The sequence below is a fragment of the Sphingobium sp. TomTYG75 genome (genome assembly GCF_054771635.1).
This window is the reverse complement of sequence record NZ_BSRE01000001.1, coordinates 2,000,684-2,016,957: the sequence shown is the minus strand read 5'-3', so window position 1 is coordinate 2,016,957 and position 16,274 is coordinate 2,000,684. Positions and strand designations below refer to the sequence as shown.

18 protein-coding genes are annotated in these 16,274 nt (G+C 63.2%); 11 read left to right on the top strand and 7 right to left on the bottom strand.

Going from position 1 to position 16,274, the window contains the following annotated elements; all coding sequences use genetic code 11:
* Positions 1-32: 32 nt before the first annotated feature.
* Positions 33-1,151 (bottom strand): NAD(P) transhydrogenase subunit alpha, encoded by a 1,119-nt coding sequence (locus ACYU81_RS10235; RefSeq protein ID WP_460987536.1) that lies wholly within the window; start codon positions 1,149-1,151, stop codon positions 33-35.
* A 25-nt stretch (positions 1,152-1,176) separates the two neighbouring features.
* Positions 1,177-1,302: an aa3-type cytochrome c oxidase subunit IV gene (locus ACYU81_RS10230; protein ID WP_449471288.1), complete on the bottom strand. Its 126-nt coding sequence runs from the start codon at positions 1,300-1,302 to the stop codon at positions 1,177-1,179.
* Positions 1,303-1,459: 157 nt separating this feature from the next.
* Between ACYU81_RS10230 and ACYU81_RS10225 the strand changes: the two genes are divergently transcribed.
* A complete protein-coding gene (locus ACYU81_RS10225; RefSeq protein ID WP_449471287.1) occupies positions 1,460-2,908 on the top strand; it encodes a sigma-54-dependent transcriptional regulator in 1,449 nt (482 codons plus the stop codon).
* Positions 2,909-2,995: 87 nt separating this feature from the next.
* On the top strand, positions 2,996-3,613 hold the full coding sequence (locus ACYU81_RS10220) for a hypothetical protein (RefSeq protein ID WP_460987535.1): 618 nt from the start codon (positions 2,996-2,998) through the stop codon (positions 3,611-3,613).
* A gap of 298 nt (positions 3,614-3,911) precedes the next feature.
* On the opposite strand, the gene ACYU81_RS10215 is transcribed toward ACYU81_RS10220, so the two are convergent.
* A complete protein-coding gene (locus ACYU81_RS10215; protein WP_460987534.1) occupies positions 3,912-4,727 on the bottom strand; it encodes an HpcH/HpaI aldolase/citrate lyase family protein in 816 nt (271 codons plus the stop codon).
* A 98-nt stretch (positions 4,728-4,825) separates the two neighbouring features.
* Between ACYU81_RS10215 and ACYU81_RS10210 the strand changes: the two genes are divergently transcribed.
* Positions 4,826-5,797, top strand: coding sequence for an SPFH domain-containing protein (locus ACYU81_RS10210; RefSeq protein WP_460987533.1), 972 nt, complete (start codon positions 4,826-4,828; stop codon positions 5,795-5,797).
* Complete coding sequence (locus tag ACYU81_RS10205; protein ID WP_460987532.1) at positions 5,797-6,240, top strand: NfeD family protein; 444 nt, start codon at positions 5,797-5,799, stop codon at positions 6,238-6,240. The genes ACYU81_RS10210 and ACYU81_RS10205 overlap by 1 nt, the downstream gene beginning before the upstream one ends.
* Positions 6,241-6,476: 236 nt before the next feature.
* On the opposite strand, the gene ACYU81_RS10200 is transcribed toward ACYU81_RS10205, so the two are convergent.
* The 4 genes from ACYU81_RS10200 to ACYU81_RS10185 all read right to left on the bottom strand — a co-directional run bounded on the left by ACYU81_RS10200 (position 6,477) and on the right by ACYU81_RS10185 (position 10,686).
* Positions 6,477-6,926, bottom strand: a complete 450-nt coding sequence (locus tag ACYU81_RS10200) for a hypothetical protein (protein WP_449471198.1) — start codon at positions 6,924-6,926, stop codon at positions 6,477-6,479.
* Between the two features lie 743 nt (positions 6,927-7,669).
* Positions 7,670-8,485 (bottom strand): ferredoxin--NADP reductase, encoded by an 816-nt coding sequence (locus ACYU81_RS10195; RefSeq protein ID WP_449471277.1) that lies wholly within the window; start codon positions 8,483-8,485, stop codon positions 7,670-7,672.
* 173 nt (positions 8,486-8,658) lie between these two features.
* Entirely contained in the window at positions 8,659-8,976 is a 318-nt protein-coding gene (locus tag ACYU81_RS10190; protein WP_460987531.1) for a hypothetical protein, read from the bottom strand.
* Positions 8,977-9,090: 114 nt separating this feature from the next.
* Positions 9,091-10,686: a phosphoenolpyruvate carboxykinase gene (locus tag ACYU81_RS10185; RefSeq protein ID WP_460987530.1), complete on the bottom strand. Its 1,596-nt coding sequence runs from the start codon at positions 10,684-10,686 to the stop codon at positions 9,091-9,093.
* A 286-nt stretch (positions 10,687-10,972) separates the two neighbouring features.
* On the opposite strand from ACYU81_RS10185, the gene ACYU81_RS10180 reads away from it, so the two are divergent.
* The 7 genes from ACYU81_RS10180 (at position 10,973) to ACYU81_RS10150 (ending at position 16,270) form a co-directional block, all read left to right on the top strand.
* Entirely contained in the window at positions 10,973-11,677 is a 705-nt protein-coding gene (locus ACYU81_RS10180) for a response regulator (RefSeq protein ID WP_460987529.1), read from the top strand.
* On the top strand, positions 11,646-13,241 hold the full coding sequence (locus ACYU81_RS10175; protein ID WP_460987528.1) for an ATP-binding protein: 1,596 nt from the start codon (positions 11,646-11,648) through the stop codon (positions 13,239-13,241). Before ACYU81_RS10180 ends, ACYU81_RS10175 begins: the two co-directional genes overlap by 32 nt.
* Before the next feature lie 93 nt (positions 13,242-13,334).
* Positions 13,335-13,769, top strand: a complete 435-nt coding sequence (locus tag ACYU81_RS10170) for an HPr kinase/phosphorylase (protein WP_460987527.1) — start codon at positions 13,335-13,337, stop codon at positions 13,767-13,769.
* Positions 13,766-14,698, top strand: a complete 933-nt coding sequence (gene rapZ / locus ACYU81_RS10165; RefSeq protein ID WP_460987526.1) for an RNase adapter RapZ — start codon at positions 13,766-13,768, stop codon at positions 14,696-14,698. Before ACYU81_RS10170 ends, rapZ begins: the two co-directional genes overlap by 4 nt.
* A 29-nt stretch (positions 14,699-14,727) precedes the next feature.
* Complete coding sequence (locus tag ACYU81_RS10160; RefSeq protein WP_097091003.1) at positions 14,728-15,132, top strand: PTS sugar transporter subunit IIA; 405 nt, start codon at positions 14,728-14,730, stop codon at positions 15,130-15,132.
* Positions 15,129-15,401, top strand: coding sequence for an HPr family phosphocarrier protein (locus ACYU81_RS10155; RefSeq protein WP_449471266.1), 273 nt, complete (start codon positions 15,129-15,131; stop codon positions 15,399-15,401). Before ACYU81_RS10160 ends, ACYU81_RS10155 begins: the two co-directional genes overlap by 4 nt.
* A gap of 65 nt (positions 15,402-15,466) precedes the next feature.
* On the top strand, positions 15,467-16,270 hold the full coding sequence (locus tag ACYU81_RS10150) for a TrmH family RNA methyltransferase (protein WP_460987525.1): 804 nt from the start codon (positions 15,467-15,469) through the stop codon (positions 16,268-16,270).
* Positions 16,271-16,274 lie beyond the last annotated feature (4 nt).

Genomic DNA, 16,274 nt, shown 5'->3' with positions numbered 1-16,274 from the left:
CCCCGCGCAACGCACGGGAGAGGAACAGCCCTTTACTGCAATCGGTCGCTGACGACCTTGCCGCCCTGCGTCAGACGGATGGCGTTACCGATTTCCTCGTCCAGCACCGGCGCATTCTGGTCCTTGTTCCAGAAGGCGGAGAGGAAATTATAGAGGTTGCGCGCGAACAGGGCCGAAGCATCGGCGGCAAGCCGCGAAGGCACATTCTTGTGCCCGACGATCTTGACGCCATGACGCTCGACCACCTGGCCCAGCACCGCGCCTTCGACATTGCCGCCCTGCTCGACGGCGAGGTCGACGATCACGCTGCCCGGTTTCATCGTCGCGATCTGCGCGTCGGTGATGAGGCGCGGGGCGGGTTTACCCGGGATCAACGCGGTGGTGATGACGATGTCCTGCTTGGCGATGTGGCTCGACACCAGTTCGGCCTGAGCCTTCTGGTAATCCTCGGACATTTCGGTGGCATAGCCGCCCTTGCCCTCGCCCTCGATACCCGCGACGCTTTCGACGAAAACCGCCTTCGCGCCAAGGCTTTCGATCTGCTCCTTGGTGGCGGAGCGCACGTCGGTCGCCGACACCTGCGCGCCCAGCCGCTTGGCCGTGGCAATCGCCTGAAGCCCGGCGACGCCCACGCCCATGACGAACGCCTTGGCCGGGGATATCGTGCCCGCCGCCGTCATCATCATCGGGAAAGCGCGGCCATATTCGGCCGCCGCGTCCAGCACGGCCTTGTAGCCAGCAAGGTTCGATTGCGAGGAAAGTATGTCCATCGACTGCGCGCGGGTGATGCGCGGCATGAACTCCATCGCCAGCGCTTCATAACCCGCCGATGCATAGGCATCGACACGCGCGCGCTCCACGAAGGGATTGAGACCCGCGACGATCCACGCGCCGGGCTTCGCGCCTGTAATGGTCGCGACGTCCGGCCCCTGAACGCCCAGGATAATGTCCGCGCCCGCCACCGTCGCGGCGCGATCGGCAATCGTTGCGCCCATCGCGGCATAGTCGGCGTCAGCGATGGCGGCGGTCAGGCCCGCGCCTGCTTCCACCGCGACATCGGCGCCCAGCGCCTTGAACTTCTTGACGGTTTCCGGCGTACCGGCCACGCGGCGCTCACCTTCGGCAAGCTCCTTGATGATTGCGATCTTCATCGACATCCCCCTCGCCGCTCCAATCTTAGCTGGAGATCAGCAGGACGACGATCGCAGCCAGCACCACGCATGCGGTGGTGCCCCACTTCACGAGGGACACGAACCCCGAATAGGTCTGGGTCGCGCTCTCCATATTTCCTTCTGACGCCATTTCCATTCCCTTAGTCGCCTGTGTTTTTAAGCGCGCCCCTCTTATCGACAAGGTTCTCCCCCCTCAACCTCGAAACAACGCAAGAAAAACTTTCCGGTTAAGGGCGCCTTTACCCCCTTGGGCTAGGCTGCTGCCACGGAACAAGAAGAGGGGTAAGATGGCGCGCGACGGCGTTCCCATGCTGATGCTGATCGATGAAGAGCCTGCCCAGCGCAGGCTTGTGTCGGCGCTCGCCGCACGCGCCGGGTGGCGCACGATCTTCGCCAGCGACGGTGACATGGCGATCGCCATGCTCGGCACGCAGGACGGCATGCGGCTCGACGCGGTGCTGCTCGACCAATGGATTCCGGGTCCGGAAGCCACCGGCCTCGTCCGCGAATTGCGCAGCCGCCGCCCTGCCCTGCCCATATTGATACTGACCGCGCATAACAGTGTCGCGGTTGCCGTCGATGCGATGCGCGCTGGTGCGACGGACTATCTGGCCAAGCCGGTCGCACCCGAAAGGCTGCTCGCCGCGCTCAATGCCACCCTGTCGCAGGAGCATGGCAAAGGCGAACTGCGCCCGCTCACCGAAAAAATCTCCGCCGCCCTGTCGTTCGAGGATGTCGTCGGCGCCGCGCCGCAATTCCGCGCTGCCCTCGCCATTGCGGCAAAGGCCGCGCGCGCCCGCGTGCCCGTCCTGATCGAAGGCGAAAGCGGCGTCGGCAAGGACGTCATCGCCCGCGCCATCCACGCGGCCTCGCCCCGCCACAAGCAGGCGATGATCACAGTCAATTGCGGAGCCATCCCGGCCAACCTGGTCGAATCCGACCTGTTCGGCCATGAGCGCGGCGCCTTCACCGGCGCATTCGAGCGTCAGGTCGGCAAGTTCGTCGCCGCCGACATGGGCACGATCTTCCTCGATGAAGTCAGCGAAATGCCGCTCGACGCTCAGGTGAAGCTGCTGCGCGTCCTTCAGGATGGCGAAGTGCAACCCCTGGGCGCGCGGCGGCCGGTCCATGTCGATGTGCGGATCATCGCCGCGACCAATAAGCGGCTGGTCGATGAAATCGAAGCGGGCCGCTTCCGCGAGGACCTCTATTATCGCCTGAACGTCGTGCAGCTGACCATCCCGCCGCTGCGGGAGCGGATCGGCGACGTGCCCGCGCTCTGCCGCCATTTGCTAGCCCGCATCGCCACCCAGCCGGGGCTGCGTGGCCTGGGCCTGACCGACGACGCGCTCGCGCTGCTGATGCAGCATGAATGGCCGGGCAATGTGCGCCAGCTGCAAAACGCCCTCTTCCGCGCCGCCGTCCTGTGCGAAGGGGACGCCTTGACGCCGCAGGATTTTCCACAGATCGCCGCCCACATCCGGACGCGCGCCAGTGGCGAGCCGCTCCACCCCCGCCTGCGCACCGTGCCGCAGACGCATCGGGAAGCGGCGGGCATCACCCTGTTCGAAGGTGACGGCCATGTCCGCCAGCTTGCGGAAATCGAAGCGGACGTCATCCGCCTCGCCATCGGCCATTATCGGGGCCGCATGACGGAGGTCGCCCGCCGCCTCGGCATCGGCCGTTCGACCCTTTACCGCAAGCTTGCCGAACTCGGGATCGACAGCGCCGCCTGAACCGCGCCCGTCGCGGCGTAGCGCTCATCCGCCGCTCGGCATCGTTGCGACGTTGAAATGTCGGGCCGCCTATGCTTTGGACAGGGCATGAAAAAGCTCAGCCAAGCCGCCCTCCTCTCCGTCCTCCTGCTGGCCGCCTGCGGACGCGCCGAGCCGGTGTCGGATATGCCGAGCCAGGAGGAACTGGCCGCCGCAGCCAATGCCGCCACGGCAAAGGCACTCGCGGAAAGCAAGGCGGAGGCTGCCGAGAACCGCAATTATGTGAATGACGATCGCGGCTTTTCGGTCAGCTTCCCCGAAGGCTGGGAACAGGATGCCGCCGCAAGCACGCCCGAGGGCACGGTCTTTCAAGACCCCGGCGCAGGCGCCGACGTCCGCGTCTTCTGGCAGCGCAATGGCGAGCAGCAGACGCTCCAGCAGGTCGTCCAGTCGATGAGCAGCGGTTCAGAAGGCGTCGATGGCGACTTCATCGGCGACAATGAATATCGCGGCACGGCCAATGATGGCGAGGGTAACAATGTCGCCGTCCGCCTGCTCCGCCAGCCGAACGGGGGGATCGTCACCGCCACCTTCGTTTACCCGGAGATGCTGAGCGAGCAATATCAGCCGATCGCGAAGAAGGTGCTCGATAGCTTGCGTGTTTTTGCGGCGAAGGGGGCGGTGCCTTCAGAGGCGGGGAATGCGGCCAACGCTACGGAGCGATAGAGGCCATATCCCCCCTCCCGCAGGCGGGAGGTGTCGGGGGTGGGCCTGCGCAACGCTGGAGCTTATTCTTCACGGCCAGCCCCCAAGCTCGCTACGCTCGCGCCCACCCCTAACCCTTCAAACGAGTCGCGCGCCTCGTGTGAACGCCTGCGGGAGGGGAAAATGTTGAAGTTGCTCGCAAACTATTCCGTCATGCCAGCGCGGGCTGGCATCTCCCTCGATAGCGCTCAACCCAGCCTAACGAGATCCCAGCTTCCGCTGGGATGACGAGCCACGCGAGATAATCACACTCCACCCATCAACCCACCACCGCCTCAGCCCGAGCAACAAGCGCCCGTGCCTCCTCAACATGCATCCCCTCGATCATGCGCCCCTCAAACCGCTCAGCCCCGCCCGTCGCCGCCTCGATCAGCCGCCGGGCATCAGCCACCGCCTGCGCGTCCGGCCCGAACACCTGATTGGCGACCGGCACCTGGCTCGGGTGGATCAGCGTCTTCCCGTCAAAACCAAGGGCATGCCCGGCGGCGCATTCCGCTTCGAACCCCGCTTCATCGTCCAGCCGGTTGAACACGCCATCGAATACCGCAATCCGCGCCGCCCGCGCGCTCAGGATCACGGACTGCAAGGCGAAGCTCAGCCCTTCCCGACCCGCCGAAGGAGGAATGCCAAGGTCCTGCCGCAGGTCATTGGTGCCCATGAACAGTCCAGCCGTGCCCTCCTCCGCCGCGATCGACGTGGCGGCAAGAACGCCAGCCGCGCTCTCGATCATGGCGATGACCGGCTTCTGGCAGACGCTGAACACGTCGCGCACCTGCTTGCCGCTTTCGACCTTGGGCAGGATGACATAGTTGGCCGAGGAACGCTTGACCGCGATCATTTCCGGGCCGTGCCACGGCGTCCCTTCAGCATTGATCCGCACGGCGCACAGCCGTTTGCCAAAGCCTTCAGCGGCAGCTTCGACAGCGTTGGCGCGCGCCTCTTCCTTCCGGTCGTCAGCCACCGCATCTTCCAGGTCCAGCATGACCATGTCGCAGGAAAGCGTGCGCGCCTTGGCGATGGCGCGCTTGTTCGACGCCGGCAGGAACAGCAACGATCGGGCGTGGCGCAGCAACATGGCAGGTCTCCTTTTCGGGCTGGGCGGCGGCGTGACGGTTTGACTTTCCCCGTTAACGAATCCGCGTCATAGTCAAGCGCTTCTTAAGGGGGAAAAAGATGCTGACGACCTTCGCGCTAACGGTGACTTTCCTGGTGCTCTTCTATCTGGCCGTGAGCGTCAAGGTGGTGCGTCAGGGCTATCAATATACCATAGAACGCTTCGGCCGTTTCACCGAAGTCGCGCGCCCTGGCCTCAATTTCTACCCGGCCTTCTTCTACGCCGTCGGGCGCAAGATCAACATGATGGAGCAGGTGGTCGACATTCCGGGGCAGGAGATCATCACCAAGGACAATGCCATGGTGTCGGTCGATGGCGTCGTCTTCTTCCAAGTGCTGGACGCCGCCAAGGCCGCCTATGAAGTCTCGGAACTGTACGTCGCGATCATGCAGCTGGCGACGACCAACCTGCGCACCGTGATGGGGTCGATGGACCTCGACGAAACCCTCTCGAAGCGCGACGAAATCAACGCCCGCCTGCTCTCTGTGGTCGATCATGCGACCAACGCCTGGGGCATCAAGATCACGCGCGTGGAGCTGAAGGACATCCGCCCGCCAGCCGACATCGTCAACGCCATGGGCCGCCAGATGAAGGCCGAACGCGAAAAGCGCGCGCTGATCCTTGAATCGGAAGGTCTGCGCGCTTCTGAAATCCTGAAAGCCGAAGGGCAGAAGCAAAGCCAGATCCTGGAAGCCGAAGGCCGTCGCGAAGCTGCCTTCCGCGACGCCGAAGCCCGTGAACGCGAGGCCGAGGCGGAGGCCAAGGCGACGCAGATGGTGTCGGAAGCGATCGCGAACGGCAACGCACAGGCGATCAACTATTTCGTCGCCCAGAAATATGTCGATGCGGTGAGCCAATTCGCCACCTCGCCCAATGCCAAGACCATCCTGTTCCCGGTAGAGGCGACGCAGCTGATCGGCACGCTGGGCGGCATCGGCGCGCTCGCCAAGGAAGCGCTCGGCAGTGACGGCGCACCGACCTCGCCCCCCGCCCCGCCCCGCCGCAGCCCCTTCGCGCAGGGTCAGAGCTGATGGACTGGCTCAGCATGCTGGACGATCATTGGGGTTGGCTGGTCTTCGCCGCCCTGCTCGGCGTCGCCGAAGTGATGATCCCCGGCGTGTTCCTGATCTGGGTCGCGCTGGCGGCGGCGGTGACGGGGCTGATCGCGCTACTGTTGCCGGTATCAGTGCCGGTGCAATTGCTGATCTTCGCCCTGCTTTGCCTGGTATCGGTCTGGGGCGGCCGCCGCTGGTATGTCGCCAATCCTGTGAACTCGCAGGACCCATTGCTCAATGACCGCACCGCCCGCCTGATCGGCGAGATCGTGCTGGTGGTCGAACCCATCGAAGCAGGCCACGGCCGCGTGAAGGTGGGCGACAGCGTCTGGTCCTGCCGAGGCCCCGACGCGCCGGTGGGTAGCCGCGTGCGCGTGGTGGGAGCCGACGCATCAGTGCTACAGGTGGAGTTGGCCTGAGGTGTCATTCCCCCCTCCCGCTAGCGTTCAAACGAGGCACGGGACTCGTTTGAAGGGGTTAGGGGGTGGGCTGGCACAACATCTGCCTTGTTATGTGAAACATAACCCAGAAGCTCGCTCCGCTCGCACCCTCCCCTAGCCCTCCCATAATCGGGAGAGTGATGACTTGAACGGGTGGGAAGCGGACTGGCGGCTTTCAGGCCCGCATGCCGTGAAAGCTGACAGTTGGGCGAACCCTATTCAGTGCTAAACATCACCGGTACATGTCCACGCTTCGCTGAGCGCCCACTTCTTTCTAGATAACTTTGGAATTGCGAGTAGCGACCATTTGACCTGTACCACTCCGCCACAGCAAAAAATCCCATTTGTCGCCGATACTTGGCCAAGATGTCGGCGCGTACTTGCTGCGGCAGGCCTGGCTTGAGCGCAGTTAGGTGACGATCTGCTAGGACGGTGGAGCTACCTTTTTGTTCGCCGCATCGGGCCTGAGCACGGCTCGCTGCTTCCGACACATCTGTATCATTCACCAACATCGAACCGCCCCCATTTCCTAATGCTTCGGCAAAACAGTCAAAGTAGGGCTTGTAAGTGGCAGCCAACTTCGGATCGGACCAGAGTTGCATAACCGGCATATTCTCGACCAGAGTTTCCGCATCGGATTTTTGAGCAAGCCCCGGCGCGGCCATCGCTAATCCAAGAACGCTGAATATCCCAAAGTATCTACGGAGCATAGGTTTCCTCAACCATAGGGACCGAGTGACCGATTTTAGCTATGGCATTTGCAAACACCAACGGCAATTTCTGGTCGATAGCTACTCGTCATCTAGGGCTCGCGTCCAGTGACCGGATTCGCGCATGATCATAAGTCGTTTGCCAGTCCGGCGATGCGAACCGCGAAAACCGGTAACCACATAATTGCAAAAGGCGCGTCCAGCCCCTTTGGCACTGCATCTGAGATTGAAGATCGCCTGAGGACTAGCCGAGAAATCCGGATCAGTGGCCCCATCATTTCCAACGATACCCAACATCGCCGCTTGCCAATCTGCGCGCTCGGCCCTCAGGACATCCGCTGTCCTAGGCAAGGGCGTCTTTGCTGGGCTCGAGGCCCCCTGGATGGCAAACAATACCGCCGCGACTACAGCATATCTCCCCATGCGACGATCCTGAGGTTATGGCCGCTTTTAGGCAAGGAGCTTTAGTCATTCAGCGGCAGCAACTGGTCGTTAGCGGACCCTCCTCACTTCGTCATGCCAGCGGAAGCTGGCATCTCAGTCGATGGCGCTCGGCCAACCCTCACAAGATCCCAGCTTTCGCTGGAATGACCGAAGTGCAGTGACAACAAATGGTCCTGCGCGGAGGTTCGCCCATCCCCAAACAAAAAGGGCCAGCGTCACCGCCAGCCCCTCTCGTACCACTGATCTCCGCCCGCTTACCCGACGAAAGCACGCTCGATCACGAAAGCGCCCGGCGCCGCGTTGGAGCCCTCAACAAAACCTTCGCCCTCGAAGAACGCGGCGAACTGCTTGATCATCTCCATGCTGCCGCACATCATCACGCGGTCGGTTTCCGGGTTGAACTTCTTGTCGCCCGAGATGCCTTCGAACAGCGCCCCGCTCTCGACCAGCTTGTCGATCCGCACATTGTTGCGGAACGGTTCGCGCGTGACGGTCGGCACATAATGGAACTGGTTCGCGGCCTGTTCGGAGACAAGCGGGTCCTCCGCCAGTTTGCCGGTCATCTCGTCATGGAAGGCAAGGTCGCTGACCCGGCGGACGGAGTGGACGACGACAACCTCTTCATAAAAGTCGTACACGTCCGGATCGCGCGCCAGGCTGAGGAAGGGCGCCAGGCCGGTTCCGGTCGACAGCATGAACAGCCGCTTGCCCGGCAGCAGCGCGTCGGTCACCAGCGTGCCGGTCGGCTTGCGACCCAGATAGATCTGGTCGCCCGGCTGGATCAGCTGGAGCTTGGACGTCAGCGGCCCGTCCTGCACCTTGATCGACAGGAACTCCAGTTCCTCGTCCCAAGCGGGGCTGGCCACGGAATAGGCGCGCAGCAGCGGCTTGCCATTGTCGCCCTGCAACCCGATCATCACGAACTCGCCCGAACGGAAGCGGAAGCTTGCGGGGCGGCTGATGCGGAAGCTGAACAGATGCTCGTTCCAATGCCGCACCGACAGCACGGTTTCGACAGTCAGGGCGCCGGTCGGCTCCAGTACCGGCTTTTCGATCGTCACGTCGCTCAAAACCTTGTCTCCTGCCAAATCCACTTCGCCAACGCCCGGTCAGGACGCCAGTTGCGTGGCTTTCGCAATAAGTGATGGCGGCGCGAATGCCTTTTCGGCCCCGCTAAGGCAAGGTGAAAAAACTTTCACGGCCGATAGCTGACGATCATGCCCCGCCAGCTTCAGCCAGATTTTCAGCCGAACAGCCCCTTGGCCAGCCTGCTGAGTTCGCCGATCGGGCTACCGTCGCCATCGCTGTCGAACAGGCCGCCAAGCTTGCCCAGAATCGCCTCGGGACCGCCGAACTGAGCGAACAATTCCTGCAACTTGTCCGCCGACACGCCATGCTCCGCCGCCGTGGTAGCGAGCGCCGCGACATCGGTTTCGCCAGCAGCGATCTTGCCGCCAATCTCCGCCATCAGCGCCTGCATCTGCTCGGCCGACAGCCCGAGCTTCGCCGCCACTGCTTCCAATCCGCCCACGCTGTTTATCAGTTGGTCAAGCATCGCCATAATCCCGTTGAATTGGGCACCAGAATAGCACCGTAAGCCGCCGCCCGAAAGCAAAAGAGCCGGAAGCACTGCTCCCGGCTCTTTTTCAACCTTTGGAAGCGGGCAGCCCGCTTGTCAGGCCGCCGTCAGCGCAGCCTGCCGCACCGAAGCATCGACATGCTCTTCAAACTGGGCGAAATTGTCCACGAACTGCTTGACCAGCTTGCCCGCCGTCTCGTCATAGGCCGCCTGATCGGCCCAGGTCGCACGCGGATCAAGGATGGTCGCATCAACGCCCGGCACCGCGACCGGCACCTCAAACCCGAAATTGGGATCGATCCGGAACTCGACATCATTGAGGCTGCCGTCCAGTGCCGCGTTCAGCAGGGCGCGCGTCACCTTGATCGGCATGCGCTTGCCAACGCCATATTTGCCGCCGGTCCAGCCGGTGTTGACCAGCCAGCAGGTCACGCCGCCCTTGTTGATCCGGTCCTTGAGCAGGTTGCCGTAGATCGAAGGGTGACGCGGCATGAACGGCGCGCCGAAGCAGGTGGAGAAGGTCGCCGAAGGCTCGGTAACGCCGATTTCCGTACCCGCCACGCGCGCGGTGTAGCCCGACAGGAAGTGATACATCGCCTGATCCGGGGTCAACCGCGCGATCGGCGGCAGAACGCCATAGGCGTCGGCGGTCAGGAAGATGATGTTCTTGGGCACCGGCCCCAGATTCTTCTCCGACGCATTGGGGATGAAGTCGATCGGATAGGAACCACGGCTGTTTTCAGCCAGGCTGTTGTCGTCGAGATCGATCTCGCGCGTATGCTCGTGGATGACGACATTTTCGAGCACCGTCCCGAAACGCTTGGTGGTGGCGAAAATCTCCGGTTCGGCGTCGGCCGACAGGTTGATCATCTTGGCATAGCAGCCGCCTTCGAAATTGAAGACCGCCGTGTCCGACCAGCCATGTTCGTCATCGCCGATCAGCGTGCGGCTGGCGTCGGCCGACAGGGTCGTCTTGCCGGTGCCCGACAGGCCGAAGAAGACCGCCGTGTCGCCGTTCGAGCCGATATTGGCCGAACAGTGCATGGGCATCACGCCCTTGGTCGGCAGCAGATAGTTGAGGATGCCGAAAACCGACTTCTTCATCTCGCCAGCATATTTGGTGCCGCCGATCAGGATCAGCTTTTCGGTGAAATTGACCGCGATCACCGTTTCGCTGCGCGATCCGTGACGCGCCGGGTCCGCCCGGAAAGTGGGCAGATCGATGATCGTATATTCAGGCGCAAAGGCGCTCAGCTCTTCGTGGCCAGGACGCACGAGCAGCGTGCGGATGAACAGATTGTGCCAGGCGAGTTCGTTGATGACGCGGACGTTGACACGATGCTCGGGCTGCGAACCGCCGAACAGGTCGGCGACGTAGAGCTTGTTCTTCTCGCCCAGCGCCTTGAAAAAATCTTCCTTCAGCGCGGCGAAATGCTCCGGCGTCATGGGAACGTTGGTCTTGCCCCACCATACGGTCGATTCGGTCTCGGCGTCCTTGACGATGAACTTGTCGTTGGCCGAACGGCCGGTGTGCTTGCCGGTCTTCACGACCAGCGGGCCATCCTTCGACAGGATGCCCTCGCCATTTGCGATGGCAGCTTCGACGAGCGGCGCAGTGCCGAGATTCCAATGTTGTTCAGCGGTCGTGGAAATGCCCTGCTGATCCAGGGTAATTGAGGATTTGGCCTGCACGCCTTAGCTCCTGATGTGATTACTCCGGCTCGCCAACAACGAACGCTTGCGACCGATCCGCTCCCAGCGCCGCTCTCCCTTGTGGGCGGCGACATTCCTGCAGATGGGAGGCCCAATAAGCCTTTGCATCCCCAGCGTCAAATCCCGCCAGCAAGCCGTTTGTCCCAGATTAAGTGGCGCAAACCGCATAATTGCCGTCCTACCCCTTTCTTGCGAGCAGGGCAGCCATCGTCTAACGCTGGACAGGAAGGCCTGAGCAGGGCGGCCAAGATCATTGGGAAGAAGCATGACTCCAACCATCGCCCTTGTGGATGATGACAAGAATATCCTGACTTCCGTGTCCATCGCGCTGCAGGCCGAAGGCTTCCTGACGCGCCTTTATTCGGACCCGGAGGCGGCGCTGAAGGCGTTGCTGGACAACCCGGCCGATCTTGCCGTGTTCGACATCAAGATGCCGGGCATGGACGGCCTGGAACTGCTCCGGCGCCTGCGCGAGAAAAGCCAGATGCCTGTGATCTTCCTGACTTCCAAGACCGATGAGCTGGACGAAGCGCTGGGCCTTGCCATGGGTGCAGACGATTATATCGCCAAGCCCTTTTCCCAACGCCTGTTGATCGCCCGCATCCGCGCCATCCTGCGCCGAGCGGAGGTGGGCCGGATGGCCGATGCCAGTGACGAGCCCGCAGCCGACCCGATCATACGCGGACGGCTTGAAATGGACCCCGCCCGCCATCGCGTCAAATGGATGGGCCAGGATGTCACGCTGACCGTTACCGAATTCCTGATCCTCGAAACACTTGCGGCGCGCCCCGGCGTCGTCAAGAATCGCAACCAGTTGATGGATGCGGCGTATCAGGATGACGTCTATGTCGATGACCGCACCATCGACAGCCACATCAAGCGGCTACGCCGCAAATTCCGTGAGGCCGATCCTGAATTCAACGCAATCGATACGCTCTATGGCGCCGGATACCGATTCTCCGAAGAGTGATCCGCGGGACGGCGGGTTGCGTTGGTCGGGCCGGATCAGCCTGACGCCGCGCATCCTGGCGGTCAACGTGTTCGCGCTGGCCCTGCTGGCGGGCGGCTTCTTCTATCTGGACAGCTATCGCACCCGGATCGTGGACGCGCGCCTCGACCAGTCCGCGCGCGAGTTGAAGCTGCTGGCGATCGGCCTGGAGACGGCGCCGGCCGAACGGCACAATGCCCTGATCGCCGCCTATGCCAGGCAGACGCGTGATCGCGTTCGCCGCTATGGCCCGGACGGACGGCTGATCGCCGACAGCTTTGCGATGAATGCTCCTCGTTACCGGCTGACCCTGCCGTCGGAAGAAGGGTGGCGGCGCCATGTCGCGCGTTTTCTGGACAAGGCGGTGGACCGCGTCGTCTTCGCCGACCGACCGCCCAATTTCGAAGAACCTGCGATCGATCGCGCCGATGCCTGGCCGGAGCTGCTGCTCGCCCGCAAGACCGGCCAGCCGCAGGCGAAGAACCGCTATGCGCCCGACCGCACCTTCATGATCTCGGCCGCGACGGGCTTGAAGGACGGCGGCAGCCTCCTCGCGACCGAAAATGCCCGCGACATCACCCGGACGGTGCGCGCCGAGCGGCTGAGGCTGGGCATCGTGATCGCCACGGCCGTGCTGGCGTCGGTGCTGCTGTCGCTTTTCCTCGCCCGGACCATTGTGCAGCCGCTGCAGCGCCTCGCCCGCGCAGCGGTACGCGTCCGCCTTGGCCGCGCGCGAGAGGTGACGGTGCCCCGCCTGCCCGAACGGCGCGACGAGATCGGCATGCTCGCCCGCGCGCTGTCGGACATGAGCCACGCGCTGCGCCAGCGGATCGATGCCACCGACGCCTTTGCCGCCGATGTCAGCCATGAGCTTAAAAACCCCATCGCCTCGCTCCGCTCCGCCCTCGACGCGCTGGAACGGATCGACAAGCCGGAGCTGCGCGATCAGCTGATGGCGATTGCCCAGGACGATGTGCGGCGGCTGGACCGGCTCGTCACCGACATTGCCGAAGCCTCCCGCATCGACGCGCAGCTCTCCCGCACGCGGTTCGAGCCGATCGACCTTGGCCTGCTGATCGAGCGCATGGTGGTGGCCCGCGAGGCACGGGGCGTTCCGCGCGGCATCCGCCTCGCCTTCGCCCGCCCGCGCAAGGATGTCGCCGTCGTGCTGGGCGAAGAGCAACGCCTGATCCGCGTGCTCGACAATCTTATCGACAACGCCATCTCCTTCTCACCCGATGGCGGGCTAGTGCAGATCGTCGCGACCGTGGCCGATCATGAAGTCCTCGTCAGCGTCGAGGATGAAGGCCCCGGCGTACCCGAGTCCCAGCGCGAGCATGTCTTCCGCCGCTTTCATAGTGTCCGCCCGGAAATGGAGAGCTTCGGCAAGCATTCAGGTCTCGGCCTCGCCATCGCCCGGTCGATCGTCGAAGGGCATCAGGGCAAGATCAGCATCGCCGACCGTGAGGATAATCAGCAGGGCGCCTGTTTCATGCTGCGCCTTCCCATGGGGGTTGAACGCGACCCCGGTATTGTCTCGGAATAGGACGGCTGCTCGAAGTTTTTGACCTTTGCGTGAATTCTTTGCGTCAATTCGATTCACACGCACCGTCTCTAGGTCTAGGATGCGTTCAGGGACATGGCGGCGCAAGACTCAACCGAAACAATGCATGCGACCAGCGTCGCGATAGACGGGCGGGCCGTGCTGATCTGCGGCGCGAGTGGCGCCGGCAAATCGGATCTCGCCCTGCGCCTGATCGACCGCGGCGCCACGCTCATCAGCGACGATTACACCATCGTGCGATCCAGCGGGGGGCAGCTGGAGGCGTCCGCGCCAACCACGATCGCCGGAAAGATGGAGGTGCGCGGCGTCGGAGTCGTAGACTTGCCGTCGATCGACGGGGCGCGGCTGGCGTTGATCATCGACCTTTCGCAGGACATTGATCGCATGCCGGGCGACCCGGAAGAATGGCTCGTCGCCGGTGCCCCCCTGCCAGTGGTCAAGGTTTCACCCTTTGAAGCATCGGCGCCGATCAAGGTCGAACTCGCGCTAAAAACGATGGGGCTGGCGTGACCGCACGGACGCCCAAGACCATCCTGCTGGTGTCCGGCCTTTCCGGCGCGGGTAAGACGACGGCGCTCAAGACGCTGGAGGATATGGGCTGGGAAGTCGTGGACAACCTTCCCCTCCTCCTGCTGGAGCGGCTGCTCGACACGCCCGTGCCAGCTGGTCACGAGGAACTGGATGACCGTCCGCTGGCGCTCGGCATCGACGCGCGCACACGTGGGTTCGACGCGCAGACGATCGTTCAGCGCATAAAGGCCCTGCGAACGCGCCGGGGCCATGACGTCGAAACACTCTTTCTCGATTGCTCCGACATGGAACTGGAGCGCCGCTTTGCCGAGACGCGCCGCCGCCACCCGTTGGCATCGGATCGCCCCGCGACTCACGGCCTCGCCCGCGAACGGGAACTGACCGACCCGCTGCGCCGCTGGTCCAGCCATGTCATCGACACGACCAGCCTGACCAGCAACGCGCTGCAACAGGAAATCCGCAACCGCTTTTCGCGCGAGGGGCTGTCCGCTCCGGTGCTGACGATCATGTCGTTCGGCTTTTCACGAGGCGTCCCGCTGAACGCGGATTTGGTCTTCGACATGCGCTTTCTGCGCAATCCGCATTGGGAAGCGGAACTGAGGCCCAAGACCGGGCTGGACCCCGATGTCGCCGCCTATATCATCGAAGACCCCGCCTATGAGGAAGCAGTGCACCGGATCGAGGAACTGCTGGCCCTGCTCATTCCCCGCTATCAGGACAGCGGCAAATCCTATGTGACCGTCGCTTTCGGCTGCACCGGCGGACGGCACCGTTCGGTCCATGTCGCCGAACGGGTCGCCAAATACTTGCAAGAGGCGGGCTTTTCGCCCACGGTCTCGCACCGCAATATGGAATCAGCGCCCCAGGATAGTCTGGAGAAGCGCGAGCCGGGAGGCCCGAAAGCTTAAATCATGAAACAATGTGGGCCGGTAAGTAGATGATAGGACTTGTTCTCGTCACTCATGGGTCGCTGGCGACGGAATTCGTCGTCGCGATGGAGCATGTGGTCGGCCCGCAGCAGCAGATCGCGACCATCTGCATCGGCCCGGAAGACGATATGGAGGTGCGCCGCGCCGACATCGCATCGGCGGTGGAGCGGGTGAATGACGGTTCGGGCGTCATCCTGCTCACCGACCTGTTCGGCGGCACCCCGTCCAACCTTGCCATATCGCTGCTGAAGGCGGGCGAGATCGAGGTTATCGCGGGCATCAACCTGCCCATGCTCATCCGCCTGGAAAGCGCGCGCAAGGTCATGGACGTGCGCCAGGCCGTCGCCGCCGCGCGTGAAGCCGGCCAAAAATATATCAGCGTCGCATCCGAATTGTTGGGCAGCACTACATGAGCGAAATCAGTCAGGAAGTCCTGATCAGCAACAAGCGCGGCCTCCACGCGCGCGCCAGCGCCAAGTTCGTGACGCTGGCCAGCGGCCTTCCCGCCCAGATCACCGTGCGCAAGGATGGCAGCGAAGTGACCGGCACATCGATCATGGGCCTCATGATGCTGGGCGCGGCGCTGGGCGATTCGATCGTCATCAGCGCCACCGGCCCCAGCGCGGAAGAATCGCTGGGAAAGCTGGTCACGCTGGTCGAAGACAAGTTCGGCGAAGAATAGCTCTTCCGCGCTCCGCCCCGGCCCGATAGAGAGGCCGCCTCGTTCCAAGGAGGAAAGCAGGCGCAGTGGCACGCGAAATCACCGGATTTTCCAACCCGCTGGTGAAGCGTGTCCGCTCCTTGCGCGAAAAGAAATTCCGCAAGGCCGAGGGGCTTTTCCTGGCCGAAGGGCTCCGTATCCTCACCGAAGCGCGCGAAGAAGGCGTGCTGCCCGAAATGTTGTTTCACGCCGGGTCCACCCATCCCCTCGCCGCCGACCTGATCGGGGCGATGGAGGCATCGGGTGGCGACGTCATCGAAACCACGCCGGACATTCTTTCCAAGATTTCCGGCAAGGATAATGCGCAAGCCGTCGTCGGCGTCTATCGCGACCGGCTGACCCCGCTGGCCAAGCTCGACCGAAGCAAGGCCGACATCTGGATCGTCGCCCAGTCGCTCCGCGATCCCGGCAACCTCGGCACCATATTGCGCACCGGCGACGCGGTGGGCGCTGGCGGCCTCATCCTGATCGACGATTGCGTCGATCCCTTTTCGGTGGAGTCCGTCCGTGCCAGCATGGGCGCGCTCTTCACCCAGTCGATCACCCAGGCGCGCTGGGGCGAATTCATGCACTGGCTGCGGCAGGGGCCGGGCGAACTCATCGGCACCAGCCTCAAGGCCACGCAGGACTATCAAGAACCGCGCTATGCCAGCCCCTCCTTCCTGTTGGTCGGCAATGAAGCGCAGGGCCTGCCCGAATCCTATGAGGCCGAGTGCGACCAGCTGGTAAAAATGCCGATGCTGGGCAAAGCGGACAGCCTGAACGCGGCCGTGGCCTGTGCTGTAATGGCCTATGAACTGCTGAACCAGAAACGAGCGAAGAAGACTTAAGACA

What these genes read in the sequence shown, in the direction of transcription:
- ACYU81_RS10235 (WP_460987536.1), bottom strand. Translation starts at nt 1,151, where the DNA reads ATGAAGATCGCAATCATCAAGGAGCTTGCCGAAGGTGAGCGCCGCGTG.
- ACYU81_RS10230 (WP_449471288.1), bottom strand. Translation starts at nt 1,302, where the DNA reads ATGGCGTCAGAAGGAAATATGGAGAGCGCGACCCAGACCTATTCGGGG.
- ACYU81_RS10225 (WP_449471287.1), top strand. Translation starts at nt 1,460, where the DNA reads ATGGCGCGCGACGGCGTTCCCATGCTGATGCTGATCGATGAAGAGCCT.
- ACYU81_RS10220 (WP_460987535.1), top strand. Translation starts at nt 2,996, where the DNA reads ATGAAAAAGCTCAGCCAAGCCGCCCTCCTCTCCGTCCTCCTGCTGGCC.
- ACYU81_RS10215 (WP_460987534.1), bottom strand. Translation starts at nt 4,727, where the DNA reads ATGTTGCTGCGCCACGCCCGATCGTTGCTGTTCCTGCCGGCGTCGAAC.
- ACYU81_RS10210 (WP_460987533.1), top strand. Translation starts at nt 4,826, where the DNA reads ATGCTGACGACCTTCGCGCTAACGGTGACTTTCCTGGTGCTCTTCTAT.
- ACYU81_RS10205 (WP_460987532.1), top strand. Translation starts at nt 5,797, where the DNA reads ATGGACTGGCTCAGCATGCTGGACGATCATTGGGGTTGGCTGGTCTTC.
- ACYU81_RS10200 (WP_449471198.1), bottom strand. Translation starts at nt 6,926, where the DNA reads ATGGCCGCGCCGGGGCTTGCTCAAAAATCCGATGCGGAAACTCTGGTC.
- ACYU81_RS10190 (WP_460987531.1), bottom strand. Translation starts at nt 8,976, where the DNA reads ATGGCGATGCTTGACCAACTGATAAACAGCGTGGGCGGATTGGAAGCA.
- ACYU81_RS10180 (WP_460987529.1), top strand. Translation starts at nt 10,973, where the DNA reads ATGACTCCAACCATCGCCCTTGTGGATGATGACAAGAATATCCTGACT.
- ACYU81_RS10175 (WP_460987528.1), top strand. Translation starts at nt 11,646, where the DNA reads ATGGCGCCGGATACCGATTCTCCGAAGAGTGATCCGCGGGACGGCGGG.
- ACYU81_RS10170 (WP_460987527.1), top strand. Translation starts at nt 13,335, where the DNA reads ATGGCGGCGCAAGACTCAACCGAAACAATGCATGCGACCAGCGTCGCG.
- ACYU81_RS10160 (WP_097091003.1), top strand. Translation starts at nt 14,728, where the DNA reads ATGATAGGACTTGTTCTCGTCACTCATGGGTCGCTGGCGACGGAATTC.
- ACYU81_RS10155 (WP_449471266.1), top strand. Translation starts at nt 15,129, where the DNA reads ATGAGCGAAATCAGTCAGGAAGTCCTGATCAGCAACAAGCGCGGCCTC.